The following is a 3636-nucleotide window of genomic DNA, read 5'->3' on the forward strand; positions in this document are numbered from 1 at the left end:
CCCATTCTCAGAAAGCCTGTCATTCCGAGCGCAGCGAGGAATCTCCTAACGTTCTTCCCAAGGGATTCCTCGTTCTGCTGGTGCTCCACTCGGAATGACAGCTCTGGTGTTGTCATTGCGAAGAAAATGGAATCCCCATTTCTCAGAAAGCCTGTCATTCTGAGCGCAGCGAGGAATCTCTCAATGTTCTTTGCAGGGGATTCCTCGTTCCGCTGTTGCTCCACTCGGAATGACAGGCCTGGTGTTGTCATTACGGAGTAAATGGAATCCCCATTCCGACTACTATTTCGTATTAAAAACCCGACCTATTCCAACGAAAAGAAACCTCGGGGTCGATGAAGAATAGGGCTGATTAAACTGGTACAGGCGCAGATGCACCAGCCAGTTTTTTCGCACGCGCACCTGCAACCGAAACGATGGCCGCAAGTCGGACACGCGAGGTACCCGCTCGCCAAAATAAATGACCCCTACCCAGACCCGCGAAAAACGGTCAGTGGACTGCCAGGCTACGCCAGACATTAGAGCCGCCGGGCTAGGAACAGGCAAAAATCTGATGCCAACGGAAACATGACGGATGGGTTCGCCCCAGAAACCGGCGTAGGGCAGCAAGGGAAAACCCAAATGGTAACGCTCGTCACACCAGCCGCGCTCCTGATAATATCCGGTTACCCCGGCCTCAAATCCCCCGTGATCAAAAAAGCCCTTGGCCTCAAGCGCCCACAGATAAGTACTGTAGTGCACCCGATAGGAATACGGCGGTATTTCGCCCCCGCAATCACAGCACCCAACACCTTCGTCCACGTTAAAGGATTTCGCGAAGGTAACGGTAAGTTCAGATCGTTGGGTCAAACGTTGTCCTACCACAGCAAGGGGGAAATAGGTGGAATTATCTTTCGTAGAGTGGCTTCCCAACACACTGAGGGTGTACACAGGACGGACTTTTTCGGAAGGAACCATTTTGGGGTACACAATCCGTCCGTCTTTGCGAACGAGTTCCCGAATATCCGAAAAGGGATAAAATTTAGGCGGCGGATTGACCAGAATGCTCAGCTTATTTGGATCAAATACCACACCGTTCTTTTTGATTTCCACAATTTTCCCCGGTAGAATGCGTCCATCTTTCAATTGCAATACATCCGCTTTGCCCTGCCATTGTTTAAATTCGTTCCGGGAATGAACCCCAACCACAGCGAGAGGCATATCGGCCAAAACCGCACCTAAAAGAAGAAGTGAAATCCAGCGAGTTATTAATTCCACAAGGAGTATTCCTCCTATTATGATTTTTCAAAAATTCGTGAAACACCATGCAAGGAAAATGTACGCGTGAAAATTTTATTTCGCTTATTCTTTAGAGGTCTGAGCGACACGTTCTTTCAGGGAAATTCCTCTCACTGAAAAGAGCCGCTCAATGACCTCTCCTAAAATGTTGTTGGGGGTGGAGGCGCCAGCAGTCAGTCCGATGTTGACGGGCCCGGACGGCAGCCACTTTTGAACGGTTTTCAGCGTACCGGAAATCGGATCCCGGCATCGGATGCGTTCGCTGTCCAGAATTTCTTCAGCGCTTTCAATATGAAATGTGGGAACCTTTTGTGCGGCAATCTCCGCCAGATGACCGGTGTTGCTGCTGTTGTAACCGCCGACGACCACCATCAAATCGATGTTTTTATCCGAAAGCAGCTCTACCACGGCATCCTGGCGGTCTTGTGTGGCGCTGCAAACCGTGTCGAAATTGCGGAAATGCTCAGGCAAACTTTCTTCGCCGTAGCGGTCGATCAGAGCCCGGCGAATCTTTTCGGCGATTTTCAGGGATTCTCCCCGGAGCATGGTGGTTTGGTTGGCCAATCCGATTTTTTGCAGGTCCCGATCCGGATCAAAATGGGGCGAAACGGCTTTTTGAAATTGCCTTAAAAGAGTGTCCCGTCCGGCACCCGTCCGGATGAAGCGGCAAACAAGTTCAACCTCCTGTTCATTCAAAACCACCAGATAGTTTTTGGCGTGCGAAACGGTTGCCCGTGTTTCTTCGTGATCGTATTTTCCGTGGACCAGCACCGTAAATCCGTCCCGAACGTAGCTTTCTACCCGCTTCCAAACAGAAATCACCGACCCGCAGGTGGTGTCCACCAAAATGCAGCCCCTCTTCTTTAGAAGTGCCAGTGTGTGAACGGGGACTCCGAATGCGGGGAGCACGACCACATCTTTTTCTTTGATAAACGAATAATCCTCGTTTTCTGTTTTCGGAATCGGTAAAATCTGGATGCCCATTTCCTGAAGCTGCCGGTTTACAAAGGGATTGTGAATCATATCGCCGATCAAGAAGATCCGGCGGTCGGGAAACTTCTGGCGGGCCTGGTAGGCGTAGTCCACGGCGCGTTCCACACCGTAGCAGAATCCGAATTCCCTTGCCAGGAAAATGGTCAATCCTTCTGCCGAAATCTGATGGCCGTGGGTTTTCAGATACGTCACGACACCGCTGAAATAATCACGCTGAAGTTGGGCCCTGATCTCGTCTCGCACCCCCAGGCCTTTTCGGTAAATAATGATCGTTATCGGGCATTGTGTTTTCTTTTCCGGAAATATTTTAAAAATTCTCTTGGGGTTTCCAGTTTTAAATAACATGGTTTAATATCCCTGGGTTACAATTTTGTCGATTTGAATCAATTCTTCGTGACTCAATTTCCACTCGAATGCGCGGACGGTTTCTTCAATCTGCTCAGGACGTTTGGCCCCGCAGATGGCCGAAGTTACTGCCGGATGGGCCAGTACCCACGCCACCGCCAGTTGAGCGACGGTAAAGCCCCGCTCTTCGGCAAATACCTTCAGGGCATTGACGATGGCAATATTCCGCTCAAATGTTTTTCCCTGAAATAGAAAATTCGCAGCCCGAAAATCACCAGGGGCAAACTGAACGGGACGATCATATTTCCCTGTTAGAAGTCCCATTGCCATCGGACTGTACACCACGACGCCCACATTTTTTTCCTGACACAAGGGCAGAAGCTGAACTTCCGTGTGACGAGCCAAAAGATTTAGAATGGGTTGCAGGGATACCACCGGCCCGTAGGATAAATACTCCCGAAGCTGATCCGGATTAAGATTAGACGTGCCGATATAGCGGATTTTCCCTTCCTTGACCAAATCCAGAAGGATACCCATGGTGTCGGCCACCGGCGTTTTGGGATCGGGACGGTGAATCTGGTACAAATCAATCACATCGGTTTGCAGGCGGCGCAGACTGTCCTCCACAGCCTGGCGGATGTAAGCGGGACTCAAATCTGCCCACACGCGGCTGCCGTCCGATGACCAGCGGTTGCCCACTTTGGTGGCCAAAATCACCTCTTTGCGGCGATTTCCCAGGGCCCTTGCCAGCACGTCTTCCGCATGCCCCCTGCCGTAAACATCGGCTGTGTCGAAAAAATTGATCTCCAGGTCCATTGCCCGCCGAATGGCCGCAATGGAATCCTCGTCATTCACGTTGCCCCATCCGCGGGCACCAATTGCCCAGGTTCCAAAGCCAATATCGGATATTTTTAGATCTGATGTTCCCAGTTGACGATAATCCATTTTTTCTCCTCAATTCCAAAATAGTCCACAATTCAATATGGAAGATAAAATTACACAAATGAAAACATAACAGTT

General features: G+C 50.3%; 3 protein-coding genes. All 3 read right to left on the bottom strand.

Features of this window, described 5'->3' with window-relative positions:
* Positions 1–282 precede the first annotated feature (282 nt).
* The 3 genes from GXO76_02570 to GXO76_02580 all read right to left on the bottom strand — a co-directional run bounded on the left by GXO76_02570 (position 283) and on the right by GXO76_02580 (position 3561).
* Positions 283–1257: a hypothetical protein gene (locus GXO76_02570; GenBank protein NOY76735.1), complete on the bottom strand. Its 975-nt coding sequence runs from the start codon at positions 1255–1257 to the stop codon at positions 283–285.
* A gap of 84 nt (positions 1258–1341) precedes the next feature.
* Entirely contained in the window at positions 1342–2616 is a 1275-nt protein-coding gene (locus GXO76_02575) for a 4-hydroxy-3-methylbut-2-enyl diphosphate reductase (GenBank protein ID NOY76736.1), read from the bottom strand.
* Positions 2617–2619: 3 nt separating this feature from the next.
* Positions 2620–3561, bottom strand: coding sequence for an aldo/keto reductase (locus tag GXO76_02580; protein ID NOY76737.1), 942 nt, complete (start codon positions 3559–3561; stop codon positions 2620–2622).
* Positions 3562–3636 lie beyond the last annotated feature (75 nt).

It is taken from the genome of Calditrichota bacterium (genome assembly GCA_013151735.1).
Taxonomy (GTDB): domain Bacteria; phylum Zhuqueibacterota; class JdFR-76; order JdFR-76; family BMS3Abin05; genus BMS3Abin05.

Coding starts and splice junctions, on each gene's coding strand:
- GXO76_02575 (NOY76736.1), bottom strand. CDS start 2,616: ATGTTATTTAAAACTGGAAACCCCAAGAGAATTTTTAAAATATTTCCG.
- GXO76_02580 (NOY76737.1), bottom strand. CDS start 3,561: ATGGATTATCGTCAACTGGGAACATCAGATCTAAAAATATCCGATATT.